This is a genomic window from Mesorhizobium sp. AA22, from assembly GCF_001672375.2.
GTDB lineage: Bacteria > Pseudomonadota > Alphaproteobacteria > Rhizobiales > Rhizobiaceae > Mesorhizobium > Mesorhizobium wenxiniae.
The window spans coordinates 1,492,651-1,505,554 of the sequence record NZ_CP048406.1 but is presented as its reverse complement, the minus strand read 5'-3'; the positions used below and the strand labels follow the sequence as shown (position 1 = coordinate 1,505,554).

Here is a 12,904-nt window from a genome sequence, read left to right as displayed (position 1 = left end):
TGCCGGCCGATGGTCTCTTCTCAGAGAAGGCTGGCTCGTCGCCGCCGCAAGTTTCAGGTCGTCGAACGTGATCCGCTTCGAAAATGTCGGCCTCCGCTATGGCATGGGTCCGGAAATCCTCCGCGACATTTCCCTGCACATACCGGAGCGCTCCTTCCAGTTCCTGAGCGGCCCTTCGGGCGCCGGCAAGACGACGCTGCTGCGGCTTTTGTTCATGTCACTCAAGCCGACGCGCGGGCTGATCACCATCTTTGGCAAGGACCGCTCGCGCATCTCGCGCACCGAGCTGCCGCATCTGCGGCGGCGCATCGGCGTGGTGTTCCAGGACTTTCGCCTGCTCGACCACATGACGACCTATGAGAATGTGGCCTTGCCGCTGCGCGTGCGCGGGCGAGAGGAGGCGAGCTACCGCACCGACGTGACCGAATTACTGAAATGGGTCGGCCTTGGCGAGCGCATGCATGTGCTGCCGCCGGTGCTGTCGGGTGGGGAGAAGCAGCGCGCCGCAATTGCCAGGGCGCTGATCGAGCAGCCCGAGATCCTGCTTGCCGACGAGCCGACCGGCAATGTCGATCCGCCGCTGGCGCGACGCCTGTTGCGGCTGTTCATCGAACTCAACCGGCTGGGCACTGCTGTGGTGATTGCAACGCACGACCTCGGCCTGATGGAACAGGTCGACGCACGGCGCATGATCCTGGCCGGCGGAAGGCTGGATATCTATGACTGACCTTTCCGTTCACCATGCCGAAGACCAGCACGCCGGTAAGGCTGCGACGACGCAGCGCGCTCAGCGCAAGATGGCGCCGATCGTGCCGGCGCAGAACATCGCCGGCCGGGCACTGGTCCTGGTCATTGCCATCATGACTTTCCTCTCCTGCCTGACCTTCGGCGCGGTGACGCTGGTGCGCGACACCGCCTCGGCCTGGGAGAACCAGATATCACGCGAGGCGACCATCCAGATCAAGCCGGTAGATGGCCTCGACATGGAGGCAGCACTTGCCCAGGCCTCGCAGATCGCCGGTGAATTTCCTGGCGTGAAGAGCGCCAGGATCGTCGACCGCGATGCCACGGCGCGGCTACTGGAGCCGTGGCTGGGTTCGGGTCTCAACATCGACGAGCTGCCGGTGCCGCGTCTGATCATCGTCACCATAGACGAGAACAACCCGCCCGACTTCGCCGCAATGCGCGCCGCGATCACGCCGAAGCTGCCTAGTGCAGCACTTGACGACCATCGCACCTGGGTCGACCGGCTGGTGGCCATGGCCCGTACCACGGTGACAATCGGCATTGCCGTGCTGGCGCTGATGCTGTCGGCAACCGTGCTGACCGTGGTGTTCGCAACGCGCGGCGCCATGGCCGGCAACGGCCACATCATCGAAGTGCTGCATTTCGTCGGCGCCGAAGCGCGCTTCATCGCGCGTGAATTCCGCCACCACTTCCTGGTCACCGGCATGAAGGGCGCAGCGGCCGGGGGTGCGGCGGCGGTGCTCGTCTTCATCGTCTTCTCATGGTGGTCGTCGCGCAACATGGCAACGCCGGAGGCCGATCAGGCGACCGCCTTGTTCGGTAATTTCGCCATCGGTTCGGCGGGCTATCTCGGCGTCGTCCTCATGGTGCTGGTCATCGGTGCGCTGACTGCGGCAACCTCCCATGTCACCGTCGTCACCTATCTCAGCGACATCGATGTCCGCCAGCCGGACGCGAGGTGATCACGAATAGAGAATTAGCGTAACGTAATGTGAGCTCTTCCACCTACTAAACGCCGCATTTCGGGGTTAACGATAGAGACGATGGACGCGCGCGAGTCGACCGGAACGGCTGGACAGTTACCCTTGGTGATTGCGCCATCCAGTGAGCGCGTCACGCCCGGCCGATTGGCGGGCGCATTGCGCATCTCCGCTTTCTTTCTGCTTGTGCTGGCAACGCTGTTTGCCGGCGGCTTCGGCTGGTTCGCCAACACTGTCAGCCGTCTCGCGACGCCTATCAATCCGGCAAAAGCCGATGCCATCATCGTGCTGACCGGCGGCCATTCGCGTCTCGACGCCGCTATGGGTCTGCTGGCGTCCGGCAAGGGCGAGCGGCTGCTGATCAGCGGCGTGCATCCTTCCGCCAGCCGCCGCCAGCTTCAGGTCGCGACCCGCGGCGACAAGAAATTGTTTTCCTGCTGCGTCGATATCGACCGCGCCGCGCTCGACACGATCGGAAATGCCGAGGAAAGTGCCAAGTGGGTGGAAGATCACGCCTATGGCACCGTGATCCTCGTCACCAACAACTATCACATGCCGCGCAGCCTGCTGGAAATGGGCCGGCTGCTGCACAAGGCCAAGCTCGAGCCCTATCCGGTTGTCAACAGCAACCTTGGCAATGGCGGCTGGCTGACCAAGCCCAGGGCGCTGCGCGTGCTGTTCACCGAATATAACAAATATCTGCTGGCGCTGGCGCGCGGCATCGTGCCGGTGAAACCAACGCCAACCGGCATCGCGCTGGCCGAGGCTGCTGCGCCGAACTGAGCCGATCTGGACCTATATCATTCCTTGACCGTGGCGCATGAGGCGCTGCGCAGGCGCGCGATCTCCTGTTCGAGACGTTCGATACGCTTGTCCCGCTCGGCCAGCGCCGCCGCCACGTCGGCAGCTTCGAACCGTTGCGGAATATGCTGCGGGCAATTGGAATCCCAAGCCGAAACCGTGAACAGGATGATTTGTTCGGGGCGGGCCTTGTAGCCTTCCGGCATCAGCTTCGCCATCAGTTCGGCGTCGTCCTCGACGACACGCGCGCTGCCCCAGATCTTGATGCGCTGCCGGTGCGCATAGTCGATCAGGAACAGGAAGGCGCGGGGGTTGTCGTCCAGATTGCCCTGGGTGATGAATTGCCTGTTGCCGGAGAAATCCGTGAAGCCGATCGTCCGCTCGTCGAGCACCTTGAGGAAGCCGGCCGGCCCGCCGCGATGCTGGATGTACGGCTGGCCGTCACCATTGGCCGTTGACAGGAAGACGCTGGTCTGCGCCTCGATGAAGGCGGCGAGATCGGGCGTGATATCAGCTTGCCAGCCGCCGCGCTCCTCGACGCGGGCATAGGCCACGCGTGAGCCTTTGCGGGCCTGGATCGCCTTGACGGTTGGCGTAAAGGCAACATCGCTGGTGAAGGCGTGAGCATTCATGGAACCTCCTTCGCAGGCAGAGCTGCGAGCCATAGTCAGCAAAAAATAAGGCCTTCCATCCTCCGGATGCAGATGGCATAGATGCAACCAATCCTTCCATTTTTCGGGAGAACCATGGATCGCCTCGAGGCCATGTCGCTTTTCGTCGCCGCGGTGGAGGCCGGCAGCCTTTCGGCCGCCGGACGCCGTTTCGGCATCCCACTTGCAACGGTCAGCCGCAAGGTCTCCGACCTGGAGCGGCATCTGAAGACGCGTCTCCTGAACCGCTCGACGCGGCAGCTGACGCTGACCGACGCGGGTCACGCCTACCTAGCGGCCTGCCGTCGCATTCTCGACGAGGTCGGCGAGGCCGAGCGGGCCGCCGCCGGCGAATACAGCGCCCCGACGGGCGAACTGATCATCACCGCACCGATCGTCTTTGGCCGCCTGCATGTGCTGCCGGTAGTCACCGGCTTCCTCGCCGCCTACCCCGACGTGGCTATCCGCCTGATGCTCGCGGACCGGATAACCCAGTTGAGCGAGGAGCATATCGATCTCGCCGTCCGCATAGGCGAGCTTCCCGACTCGAGCCTGGTGGCCACCCGCATCGGCTCGATCCGGCGCGTTGTTTGCGCGAGCCCGGCCTATCTGGCCGAGCACGGTATGCCGGAGACCCCGAGAGACCTCGCGGCACATAACTGCATCACCTTCGAGGGGCTCACCGCTCCCGCCGCATGGACTTTTGCCACCGGCAAGACCGAGCTCGCTGTTCCGATCCGCTCACGGCTTCGGGTCAACACCGCGGAAGCGGCGGTCGATGCCGCGGTTGCCGGCGCCGGGATGACGAGGGTGCTTTCCTACCAGGTCACAGCTGCGGTGCGGGCGGGCACACTCTGCACCGTGCTGGAGGCATTCGAGCCGCAGCCATGGCCGGTCAGTCTCGTGCATGCCCGCCAGGGTCTGCTGCCGGTGAAACTGCGTGCGTTCGTTGATTTCGCCGCCCCTCGCCTGAAGAAGCGGCTGATGCAAGCGACGTGGCAGGCCTGACGAACGGATAGCGGGTCAAGTCGGATCGATTTCGCATCGTTTCCTTTTTGCCCGCGCTTGGTGTAACCAACGCACACCTCCTCACCGGGCACTTCCCCCATGCTCCTTATCCGCTCGCTGGCGTTCAACTTCGTCTTCTATGTCAATCTGATCGTCCAGATGATCCTCTGGACCCCGTACTATTTCCTGTCGCCGCGCCACCGCGCCTGGTTCGTGCCGAAATTCTGGTCGCGCACAAGCATGTGGCTTTACGACAAGATCACCGGCACCAAAAGCGAGATCACCGGCCAGGAAAACCTGCCCGAAGGCTCCTTCATCCTGGCGCCCAAGCATCAATCCTTCTGGGATGCGATTGCCTTTTTCCCCCTCCTGCAGGATCCGATCTACATCCTGAAGCGGGAACTGACCTGGATCCCGTTCTTCGGCTGGTACATCTTGAAAATGCGGATGATCCCGGTCGACCGCGGCAGCCGCTCGAAAGCATTGAAGGCAGTCGTCGCCGCGACCAAACAGGAGCTGGCCCGCAATCCCCGCCAGCTGATCATCTATCCCGAGGGTACGCGCCGAGCGCCGGGCGACGAGCCGGCCTATAAATACGGCATCGTCGAGATCTATGCGCAGCTTGGCATTCCGGTGGTGCCGGTCGCCCATGTCGCCGGCCTCTACTGGCCGCGCCGGAAATTCCTGCGCTATCCCGGCACGATCAAGGCCCGCTTCCTGCCGCCGATCCCACCCGGGTTGGACAAGCAGGAATTCATGGAACGGCTGATCGGTGAGACGGAAGCCGCCTGCGACCAGCTGCTCGTCGAGGCCTCCAATGCGCCGAACCCGCCGCCTATGCCGCCGACGGCGGTGAAGCGGCTGAGCGAGCTGGCCTCCGATACCTCGGCCTGAACTGCTGCCTGACCGCTAATATCCCTAGGGAATCACAGCCAGTGCCGTCGTCAAAACCAGCGTCGCCGCGAACGTCAGATTGATGATCCGCGAGGCCAGCGGTTTGCGCAGGAAGCGCGCAAACGCTGCCCCGGCGAGAAGCCAAAGGGCATGGATGGCGACGATCATCGAGGCGAGGACCGCCAGCTTGAGGCTTGCATCAAGCTCACCGGCGGACGACGTGCCGGCAAACACAGCGGCAATCGCCACATAGGCTTTAGGGTTCGCGACGGCCAGAAGAAACCCACCCAAGAACGTGGGAAGTGCGGCCCCGCCGGTACGCGCAGCCAGAGGCGGAGCCGTTGCTATCTTGAAGGCGAGGTAGAGGATGTAGGCTGCGGATGCCAGCGCCAAGAGCGATGTGAGCTTCGGCACAGAGGCAAGCATGACCGTGATGCCCGTCGCCACGACCAAAAGCACGGCGACTGTGCCAAGAACGATGCCGGAGGCGTAGCGGAGCGAATCGCGCAGACCGAAGGCGGCCCCAACGGCGGTGACGCTGATCGTCGCCGGCCCCGGACTGCCCATCACAACCGCCGATACCAGCACAAGCGCGAGCAATTGCGGCCATAGACACGGGTGGGATAGAACTTGTCCGGCCATGCGTCATCCCCCGCATCGTGCGTCGATGCAGGGACGGTACGGCAAGGCAGCGCCGAGCGTCTTGAACGATCGTGCAAACTCGTCCGCGGCCGGGCGTCCTTGACGCATCCACTGCTGAATGTCCTGGGACACGCAAGCAGTCAATTCACACGCGGCTACGCACTCGCGCTGTCGAGCTCGGCGACATCGTCTGGGCTGAGCTTCAACGATGCGGCGTGAACGAGGCTGTCGACCTGGTCCAGCGTCGTGGCGCTGGCGATTGGCGCGGTGACGCCGGGCCGCGCGATCACCCAGGCGAGCGCCACTTCCGCCTGCTTGGCCGAGTGACGCGCCGACACAGCGTCGAGTGCCGCCAGGATGCGCATGCCGTGCGCGTTGAGATAGCGCTTCACGCCGTCGCCACGCGCGCTTTTGCCGAGATCAGCTTCGCTGCGGTACTTGCCGCTCAAAAAACCCTTGGCGAGGCCGAAATAGCTGATGACGCCGAGATCCTCGGCCATGCACAGATCGCGGAGCGGCCCATCGAAGGAGGCGCGATCATAGAGATTGTATTCCGGCTGCAGCACCGCGTAGCGCGGCAGGCCCCGCAGGCTTGCCACGTCGAGCGCGGCACGCAACTGGCCGGCATCGAGATTGGAGGCGCCAACATGGCGGATCTTGCCCTTGGCGAGCAGTTTTTGGTAGGCGCCGAGCGTTTCCTCGTAGGGGGTCGTCGGATCCGGCCAGTGCGACAGATAGAGATCGACGACATCGGTCTGCAGCCGCTTCAGCGACGCATCGATGGCCTTTTCGACATAGGCGGCGGAGAGGTCTTTCCTGCCCTGTCCCATATCCGACCCGACCTTGGTGATCACCACGACCTTGTCGCGGTTGCCGCGGCTCTTCATCCATTTTCCGATGATGGTTTCGGATTCGCCGCCTTTGTTGCCGGGAACCCAGCGCGAATAGGCATCCGCCGTGTCGATGGCGTTGAGACCGGCGCCGACGAAGCGGTCGAGCAGGTCGAAAGAGGTTTTCTCGTCGGCGGTCCAGCCGAAGACGTTGCCGCCCAGGACCAGCGGCGCGATGGACAGGTCGGTTTGACCGAGACGACGTTTCTGCAAGACTGATCTCCGTGGGGAATGGAAAGGAGCGGGCGAAAAGCCCGGGCTTTAACTAGGTCTCACCGCGCCGAGGTCAAAGGCCCGGCTGTCTTTTCCGATGGACCAGCGCTTCACAAAGGCGCGACTCGCCGCGCTCGAAATGTCTACTGGCTTTGGCGTCGGTATTCACCAGGCGGCAGTCCGACCACGCGGTTGAAAAGCCGGCTGAATGAGGCCGTATCCCGGTATCCGACCTGGTAACATATTTCCGAAATGCCGAGTTTGGTGCTTTCAAGAAGTGTTTTCGCGGCCTCAAGGCGCCGGTCTTGAATCCATCGGCCAGGAGTGGTGTGCAATTCATCGGAAAACCGGCGCGCCAGCGTTCGCGGCGACAGGCCGAGTTGCGCTCCAAGGAAGGCAAGGTCGAGCGCTCCGAGCTGTTTTCTGGATAAAGCTTCGAGCTGGTCGCGGAACGGCTCTTGCGTGGGCAGCAGATCGGTGAGCGGGAACTCGTAGGGCGTCTGGATCTGCCGCGACGGCGGCAGCACCAGCAATTTGCGAACCAGGCGCTCCTCCCTGGCGAAACCAAGATCCCGCAGAAGCGCCTTGCCGAGCTCCAAGCCTGAAAAACCGCCGCCGCAAGTGTAGATCCGTCCGTCCCCGATCAGCACACGTGACGTGTCCCAACGCACCTTCGGAAAGCGGCGCTGAGCATCGGTCTTCAGCCACCAGGAGATCGTCGCGCGCTTTCTGTCGAGAAGACCGGCGTCTGCCAGGAAGTAACCGGCCCCGCAATGCGCGGCGATGATGGTGCCGTCGCGTAGCGCGCTTGCGATAAGCGGCGCGGCGTGGCGGCTCTCTTCCTCCAGCGCGGCAACAAGCTCCGGGATTTGCATGCCGGGCATGGCCAGCAGGATCAGCAGGTCCATGCGCTGCGAGGGTTCGCGTCTGGTATGGAAGGAAATCCCGGGCGTCGTCGTGGCGTCGGCCTGCCGCGCCACGAATTCGAAGGAAATCGCCGGCGCGCCGCGAATTGTGTTCACCAGCTCGAACATTTCGACAAGTGTCGCGGCGACGGCCGAATAAAAGGTCGACGGCAGCCAGATCACGGCGTGGACGGAACGATTGTCCAAGATGCCTCCTTTTTGAACAGTTATGGCAAGTTTAGCACATAGATTGTCAAATCTGCCAATTCCGATTTTTGCCCGCGAGCTTAGGTTCCGCGACACCGATGCAAACATCGGTGCCTGCGATCTGGCCGCGTCCAGATTGCATGACCAGATCGCCCGTTATTGGAGGCCGAGATGAAAGCAATCGTGTTTGACGCAATCGGCTCGCCGCGGGACGTGCTCTATCTGCACGACGTACCCATGCCGCGAATTGGCGACGGCGAGGTGCTGGTCAGGATGGTTTCCGCCTCGGTCAACCCTGGCGACTTCCTGTTCATCCAGAACCTCTATCCCGAACCGAAGAAGCCGCATTTTCCCCACCAGATCGCCGGAAATCATGGCGCCGGCATTATCGATGCCGTGGGCGCGAACGTCGCTTTCAAACCGGGCACGCTTGTCGCGTTCAGCCACTACAATAGCTGGGCCGAATATGCGGCCGTTCCGGCCGAATGGCTGATCCCGCTACCGGCGGACTATCCGCTCGAACGCGCCGGACAGATGGTGAACCCCATCACCGCCTGGGACCTGCTGGCGGATTCCCGTGTGCAGCCTGGACAGTGGCTGGCCGTCACGGCCGGCTATTCATCGGTTTCGACGATGGTGATGCAGTTCGCCAAACGGCGCGGCATCAACGTGATCGCGCTCGTGCGACGCTCTCACGACAGGCTGGACCTGAAGCGGCTTGGTGCCACCGCCACCCTCGATCTGTCGGATTTGAAGGTCGGCATCAGGGAAGCGGTCATGGACATGACCGGCGGCGCCGGGTTGAACGGGATCATCGACAATGTCGGCGGACCCGCCAGTGGCGAATTGATCCGCACCCTCGCGATGGGCGGGCAGATGGTCATCAATGGCGGCATGAGCAGCGAGCGTTTCGAACTGCACAATTTCGACGTGCTGCTGAGCGGCGTCGAGATCAGGGCAAATATCTACCGCTACTTCTTTTCGCCGCCTGTCGAAGCGGACCGGCCGGTGTTGCGCGAGATTATCGACATCTTCGGCCAACCCGATTTCCATATCTCTGTCGGCGGCATCCATCCGCTGGCGCAGTTCGAGCTCGCCGTTGCAAACAGCCTGGATCGCGCCGATCTCGGAAAGCAGATTTTCAGGATGTAGCCCGGACTATGATCCCGATCCGAAGGTCAGCGAAGCAAAAAGTGGAACCGGTTTTCGGAAAGATCATGGTCAAACAACGAAAGAAGATCACGACCCGATCCGTTTCGCCACCTCTTCCAGCCAGTGGTCGCGGATCCCCAGCGCCTCGAGGTGCTCCAGTGTGCTGAGCACGTAGTCCTCGTTCTTTCCCGACTGGCCGACGGCGCCGCGAACGACGGTCGCCGCATCGGCCGCATCGAGCGCACCGGCATATTGCTCGTGGGTACGGTCGACGACATAGGCGACAGCCGAGACCGTCTCGCCCCCGTCCGTCTCGCCGCCACCCTTATCGCCGCTACCCTTATCGCCACCCCCCTTATCGCCGCCATCCTTATCGCCATTGTCGAGGCGAATGCTAAGCATGCGCTCGAGATAGACATTGGTGACTAGCTCGCGCTCGCGCAGATAGGTGATGACCTCGTTGCGCAGATCGCCGGGGACGCGGAAGGCCAGCCCGATGCAGGAGCCGCCACGGTCGAGGCCGAGCACCAGGCCGGGCCGTTCGCGCGTGCCGCGATGCACGAAGGAGTAGACGCACAGCGAGCGGCGGTAGCCATGGAGGCGGGCGCGCCGCGTCTCGATATGCGCAAATCCCGGCCGCCAGATCAGCGAACCGTAGCCAAAAACCCAAAAATCGCCCATATCGCCAAGCCTGTTGCAGCACCGCACTGGAATCGGTGTTTTTCGATCCTCCTCCGTCTATCTGATGTTGCCGGAAACGACAGTCCCCTCTGCAACACGCGCCAACGAAGAGCCGCAGCATGACGTCAAATGACGAACGCCCGCCGAATTTTCTCCGCCGGCTGCTCTGGCTCGGCGCTTTCATCGTCGTGCTGTTCGGCCTCTACAGCGCCGGCTGGTTCTACCTGGCAGGCAAGGTCAAGAGCGAAGCCGGCAAAGCGGTGGCCGAGCTCAACGGCAATGGCATCGAGGCGGACTGCGCCAATCTGACGGTCAGCGGCTATCCCTCGAGCTTCGCCGTTTCCTGCGACAACCTGGCTTACCAGGACGACACAAGGAACGTCGCCGCCTCGCTCGGCAGCCTCCACGCGGCTACGCATATCACCCAGATCCTGTCGCCTGGCGTCGACCTGCGGGGACCGCTCAGGACCTCCGTGCCGGGGATGGCGCCGCTATGGATCGACTGGGATACTCTGCGAGCGAACGTGAAACTGTCCTGGCCGCTGCCCCGGCGCGTTTCACTGGAGGCGGAGAGCCTGTCTGCCCAGACCGATCCGGCGGATGGCACAGACCCGGTCGAGCTGTTCAGCGCCGGGACAGCGGCCGGACAATTGCGTCCGAACGGCCAGGACATCGACTATGCCGGAAGTTTTACCGATCTCGAAATCGATCCAGGGGTGATCGATGGGCGCGTTCTGCCGCCGCTCGACGGCAGCGGCGACGTGACGCTGAAGAACGGCGTGGCGCTGATCAAGACACAAACAGAGGGCCTACGCGGCCAGGCGGTCGATATCGGCAAGCTGGATCTGTCGTCGGGAACTGCGCGTATCACCGTTTCCGGACCGGTTTCGGTCGATGCCGATGGGCTGATCGACGCCGATTTGATGATCAAGCTTAGCGATCCGAAGGCGGTGGCGGCAATCCTCGGCAAGGCCATTCCCGAGCAGAAGAGCCAGATCAAAACAGGCTTTGCCGGGCTGGCGCTGCTAGGCAACGAACCGTCGATGCCGCTCAAGGTCGTCAAGGGCAAGGCCTCGCTCGGTTTTATCCCGCTGGGCAGGATCGAGCCGGTCGATTAGACCAAGATTGCGAACCTCCAGTTCGGAAAAAAAGATCATGGTCGAACAGGAAGATAGATGAACCGCCCGGTGAAGCTCCTGAGTGTTGGCGCGCTGACGCTCGACACGATCCTACGCGTCGACACGCTTCCGACACGTCAGGGCAAGTTCATCGCGGCCGACGGCGTCCAGATCGCCTCGGGCATGGCTTCGAGCGCGGCCTGCGCCGCACGCCGTCTCGGCGCGGACGTATCGCTGTGGGCGAGCGCGGGAGACGACACCGTCGGCGATCAGCTGGTCGCCGGGATCGAGGCCGAAGGCGTCGATTGCAGCTTTGTCCGGCGCGTCACCGGCGCGCGTTCGGCACTGTCGGCCATCTTGGTCGATACGCATGGCGAGCGCATCATCGTTCCTTTTTATGACAAGCTCGCCCAGGCCGATCCCGAGGCGCTCCCCACCCAAGATCTCACCGCATTCGACGCCGTCCTGGTAGACGTACGCTGGCCGGGCGCAGCAGCTCTGGCCCTGGCGGCGGCGCGCGCAATCGGCCGTCCAGCCATACTGGACGCCGACACCGCGCCACGGGACGTGCTGGAACGCCTGTTTCCGCTCGCCTCGCACATCGTCGCGTCGGAGCCGGCGGCGTTCATCCTCTGCGGCGAGGAACAAGGCCCGCAAAAGGCCTGTGAAGGGTTGGCCGGACGCACCGATGCATTCGTAGCGGTGACGGGCGGCTCGGCGGGAAGCTGGTGGTTCGACCGCTCAGTGGGATCCGTGCGCCATGTCGCGGCGCCAAGGATCAAGGCAGTGGACACGCTTGCCGCCGGCGACGTGTTTCACGGCGCCTTTGCCGTTGGTTTGGCGGAAGCCATGCCGATCGAACAGGCCCTGCGCTTTGCCAGCGCCGCCGCCGCGCTCAAATGCCTGCGTTTCGGCGGCAGGCTGGGTGCGCCGGACAGGGCCGAGACGCTGGCGATGATGGCCGCCCTATGGCCGGCCTGAGACAGCGGCGGGCTTTCAAATCGAATCGTACCGCCGCTCTGCCTTTTGTTTGAGCATCGGATTTCCCAAAATCGGTACCCACATTTGGGTCCGATGCTCTATCCCTTGGATGGGTGCTCGACCGCCTGCCGGCCAAAGTCCGGTACGTCGATGTCCTGGCCGGCCTCGATGATCGAGCGGCGGACGGCGCGGGTGCGGGTGAACAGGTCGAACAGCTTTTCGCCGTCGCCCCAGCGGATCGCCCGCTGCAGCGAGGCCAAATCTTCCGAGAACCGCGCCAGCATTTCGAGAATGGCATCCTTGTTGTGCAGGCAGACATCCCGCCACATGGTCGGGTCGGAAGCGGCAAGGCGCGTGAAGTCACGAAAGCCGGAGGCCGAGTATTTGATGACCTCGGACTTGGTGACCGACTCCAGATCGTCGGCGGTGCCGACGATGTTGTAGGCGATGATGTGCGGCAGATGCGAAACGATGGCCAATGTCATGTCGTGATGCTGGGAATCCATCGTATCGATGTTAGAGCCGCAGCGGCGCCAGAATTCCGAGAGTCTTTCCAGCGCCTCGGGATCGGTGCCGGGCAACGGCGTGAAAATGCACCAGCGATTCTCGAACAGTTCGGCAAAGCCTGCATCCGGACCCGATTTTTCGGTGCCCGCCAACGGATGGCCGGGAATGAAATGCACACCATCAGGCACATGCGGCTGCATCTGCGCGATGACCGACGCCTTGGTCGAGCCGACATCGGTGAGGATGGCGCCCTGCTTCAGCGCCGGTGCGATTTCCTCGGCGACCTCGCCCGAAGCGCCGACCGGCACCGAAACGATGACCAGGTCTGCATCGCGGACCGACTCTTTCGCGTCCACCGTGTAGGAGGAGCCGAGACCGAGTTCGCTTGCCCGTGCCAGCGTCGTTTCGCTGCGTGTCGAGATAGCGACGTGGCGGGCAAGACCTTCGCGGCGGATGATGCGGGCCAGCGACGAGCCGATCAGGCCGATGCCGACCAGCGCGATCTTTTCGAACATCGGTGATGTCATT

General features: G+C 63.2%; 14 protein-coding genes. 8 read left to right on the top strand and 6 right to left on the bottom strand.

Annotation, left to right across the window (positions count from 1 at the left end; translation table 11 throughout):
- Positions 1-67: 67 nt before the first annotated feature.
- From ftsE to A9K68_RS07315, 3 genes are all read left to right on the top strand, one after another.
- On the top strand, positions 68-727 hold the full coding sequence (gene ftsE / locus A9K68_RS07325; RefSeq protein WP_010911739.1) for a cell division ATP-binding protein FtsE: 660 nt from the start codon (positions 68-70) through the stop codon (positions 725-727).
- On the top strand, positions 720-1,709 hold the full coding sequence (locus tag A9K68_RS07320; RefSeq protein ID WP_065008504.1) for an ABC transporter permease: 990 nt from the start codon (positions 720-722) through the stop codon (positions 1,707-1,709). The genes ftsE and A9K68_RS07320 overlap by 8 nt, the downstream gene beginning before the upstream one ends.
- 81 nt (positions 1,710-1,790) lie before the next feature.
- Complete coding sequence (locus A9K68_RS07315; RefSeq protein WP_065008505.1) at positions 1,791-2,510, top strand: YdcF family protein; 720 nt, start codon at positions 1,791-1,793, stop codon at positions 2,508-2,510.
- A 17-nt stretch (positions 2,511-2,527) separates the two neighbouring features.
- Here the strand turns inward: A9K68_RS07315 and A9K68_RS07310 are convergent, their stop codons facing one another.
- Positions 2,528-3,160: a pyridoxamine 5'-phosphate oxidase family protein gene (locus A9K68_RS07310; RefSeq protein WP_065008506.1), complete on the bottom strand. Its 633-nt coding sequence runs from the start codon at positions 3,158-3,160 to the stop codon at positions 2,528-2,530.
- Between the two features lie 114 nt (positions 3,161-3,274).
- Here A9K68_RS07310 and A9K68_RS07305 point away from each other — a divergent pair, with 114 nt between their 5' ends.
- Positions 3,275-4,186, top strand: a complete 912-nt coding sequence (locus tag A9K68_RS07305; RefSeq protein ID WP_065008507.1) for a LysR family transcriptional regulator — start codon at positions 3,275-3,277, stop codon at positions 4,184-4,186.
- 99 nt (positions 4,187-4,285) lie between these two features.
- Positions 4,286-5,080 carry a 1-acyl-sn-glycerol-3-phosphate acyltransferase gene (locus A9K68_RS07300; protein ID WP_065008508.1) on the top strand — a complete coding sequence of 265 codons (795 nt, stop codon included), beginning with the start codon at positions 4,286-4,288 and terminating at the stop codon, positions 5,078-5,080.
- Positions 5,081-5,104: 24 nt separating this feature from the next.
- Here the strand turns inward: A9K68_RS07300 and A9K68_RS07295 are convergent, their stop codons facing one another.
- The 3 genes from A9K68_RS07295 to A9K68_RS07285 form a co-directional block, all read right to left on the bottom strand.
- Positions 5,105-5,722 carry a LysE family translocator gene (locus tag A9K68_RS07295; protein WP_065008509.1) on the bottom strand — a complete coding sequence of 206 codons (618 nt, stop codon included), beginning with the start codon at positions 5,720-5,722 and terminating at the stop codon, positions 5,105-5,107.
- A 155-nt stretch (positions 5,723-5,877) separates the two neighbouring features.
- The gene (locus tag A9K68_RS07290; RefSeq protein WP_065008510.1) at positions 5,878-6,825 is read right to left on the bottom strand and encodes an aldo/keto reductase; all 948 of its coding nucleotides are present in this window, start codon (positions 6,823-6,825) and stop codon (positions 5,878-5,880) included.
- Between the two features lie 143 nt (positions 6,826-6,968).
- A complete protein-coding gene (locus tag A9K68_RS07285) occupies positions 6,969-7,937 on the bottom strand; it encodes a helix-turn-helix domain-containing protein (RefSeq protein WP_065008511.1) in 969 nt (322 codons plus the stop codon).
- A gap of 171 nt (positions 7,938-8,108) precedes the next feature.
- Here A9K68_RS07285 and A9K68_RS07280 point away from each other — a divergent pair, with 171 nt between their 5' ends.
- The gene (locus A9K68_RS07280) at positions 8,109-9,089 is read left to right on the top strand and encodes a zinc-binding dehydrogenase (RefSeq protein WP_156768333.1); all 981 of its coding nucleotides are present in this window, start codon (positions 8,109-8,111) and stop codon (positions 9,087-9,089) included.
- 87 nt (positions 9,090-9,176) lie between these two features.
- On the opposite strand, the gene A9K68_RS07275 is transcribed toward A9K68_RS07280, so the two are convergent.
- Positions 9,177-9,770 (bottom strand): gamma-glutamylcyclotransferase, encoded by a 594-nt coding sequence (locus A9K68_RS07275; protein WP_065008513.1) that lies wholly within the window; start codon positions 9,768-9,770, stop codon positions 9,177-9,179.
- A gap of 119 nt (positions 9,771-9,889) precedes the next feature.
- Here A9K68_RS07275 and A9K68_RS07270 point away from each other — a divergent pair, with 119 nt between their 5' ends.
- Positions 9,890-10,888: a DUF2125 domain-containing protein gene (locus A9K68_RS07270; protein ID WP_065008514.1), complete on the top strand. Its 999-nt coding sequence runs from the start codon at positions 9,890-9,892 to the stop codon at positions 10,886-10,888.
- A 57-nt stretch (positions 10,889-10,945) separates the two neighbouring features.
- The gene (locus A9K68_RS07265) at positions 10,946-11,869 is read left to right on the top strand and encodes a PfkB family carbohydrate kinase (protein ID WP_065008515.1); all 924 of its coding nucleotides are present in this window, start codon (positions 10,946-10,948) and stop codon (positions 11,867-11,869) included.
- Positions 11,870-11,967: 98 nt separating this feature from the next.
- Here the strand turns inward: A9K68_RS07265 and A9K68_RS07260 are convergent, their stop codons facing one another.
- Complete coding sequence (locus A9K68_RS07260; protein WP_203546889.1) at positions 11,968-12,903, bottom strand: prephenate/arogenate dehydrogenase family protein; 936 nt, start codon at positions 12,901-12,903, stop codon at positions 11,968-11,970.
- Between the last annotated feature and the right edge of the window lies 1 nt (position 12,904).

Coding starts and splice junctions, on each gene's coding strand:
- A9K68_RS07270 (WP_065008514.1), top strand. CDS start 9,890: ATGACGTCAAATGACGAACGCCCGCCGAATTTTCTCCGCCGGCTGCTC.
- A9K68_RS07295 (WP_065008509.1), bottom strand. CDS start 5,722: ATGGCCGGACAAGTTCTATCCCACCCGTGTCTATGGCCGCAATTGCTC.
- A9K68_RS07315 (WP_065008505.1), top strand. CDS start 1,791: ATGGACGCGCGCGAGTCGACCGGAACGGCTGGACAGTTACCCTTGGTG.
- A9K68_RS07310 (WP_065008506.1), bottom strand. CDS start 3,160: ATGAATGCTCACGCCTTCACCAGCGATGTTGCCTTTACGCCAACCGTC.
- A9K68_RS07305 (WP_065008507.1), top strand. CDS start 3,275: ATGGATCGCCTCGAGGCCATGTCGCTTTTCGTCGCCGCGGTGGAGGCC.
- A9K68_RS07300 (WP_065008508.1), top strand. CDS start 4,286: ATGCTCCTTATCCGCTCGCTGGCGTTCAACTTCGTCTTCTATGTCAAT.
- A9K68_RS07265 (WP_065008515.1), top strand. CDS start 10,946: ATGAACCGCCCGGTGAAGCTCCTGAGTGTTGGCGCGCTGACGCTCGAC.
- A9K68_RS07275 (WP_065008513.1), bottom strand. CDS start 9,770: ATGGGCGATTTTTGGGTTTTTGGCTACGGTTCGCTGATCTGGCGGCCG.
- A9K68_RS07320 (WP_065008504.1), top strand. CDS start 720: ATGACTGACCTTTCCGTTCACCATGCCGAAGACCAGCACGCCGGTAAG.
- A9K68_RS07280 (WP_156768333.1), top strand. CDS start 8,109: ATGAAAGCAATCGTGTTTGACGCAATCGGCTCGCCGCGGGACGTGCTC.
- A9K68_RS07260 (WP_203546889.1), bottom strand. CDS start 12,903: ATGACATCACCGATGTTCGAAAAGATCGCGCTGGTCGGCATCGGCCTG.